Source organism: Pseudomonas kitaguniensis (assembly GCF_009296165.1).
GTDB classification, from domain to species: Bacteria; Pseudomonadota; Gammaproteobacteria; order Pseudomonadales; family Pseudomonadaceae; genus Aquipseudomonas; species Aquipseudomonas kitaguniensis.
Map to the genome: position 1 here is coordinate 1 of NZ_VUAZ01000230.1, position 694 is coordinate 694.

General features: G+C 54.8%; 1 protein-coding gene. It reads right to left on the reverse strand.

The features are described 5' to 3' along the window. Positions 1–103: 103 nt before the first annotated feature. Positions 104–586, reverse strand: a complete 483-nt coding sequence (locus tag F0169_RS26890; protein WP_152748121.1) for a GNAT family N-acetyltransferase — start codon at positions 584–586, stop codon at positions 104–106. Between the last annotated feature and the right edge of the window lie 108 nt (positions 587–694).

Below are 694 nucleotides of genomic sequence, written 5' to 3' on the forward strand. Positions count from 1 at the left end.
GAAGATTGGGTGTCGAGTGGGTTTGATACATCCTGTCGGTTGCACCTCGGCTGACGGCACCCTATGAGCCCTGGGAAGGCTGCGTTGGGCGCGCGAGTGTCGGCTAAATCGCCGAGTCAGCGGATAGACGTTTTACCATCGGCACACACGCCAACACCAACCCGGACGGCGAGTGATACACCGATTGTTCATCGCCTACATAGCCGCATGCTCTGTAGAAATTCGCCGCGTTCAAGGTTGAGTCAAGTACCAACTCTTCAATCGCCAGTTCACGTGCAATGTTTTCCAGATGATCAAGCATCGCCTTGCCATACCCTTGCCCGGTGAACTCGGGTAACACAAATAGCGCCGCCACTTCGTTGTTGTCGAGATCGAGCATGCCAGTGACAACGGGTTCACCTTTCACCCAGCCCAGGTAAAACAACTTGGCCAGCAGTGCGCTATAACCCTGATGAGCGGTCCCGCGTGTCCATAGCGCCATCTGTTCTGCGGTATACGCGCCGATGCATTGGCCAAGGATGGCCCGGCGACGTATATCAAATACCGTATTAGCATCGTTGAGTGTGGCGCGTTTAATCTCGAGCATTGAGTGCTCCCTTCATGGTTGTTCATCGCCCTTTTGGATGAAGTTTAGCGTATCACCCGCCCGGTATTCCCGGGGAGCCGGTTGAATGGCTAGGTCAACAGCGCTTTT

Coding starts and splice junctions, on each gene's coding strand:
- F0169_RS26890 (WP_152748121.1), bottom strand. CDS start 586: ATGCTCGAGATTAAACGCGCCACACTCAACGATGCTAATACGGTATTT.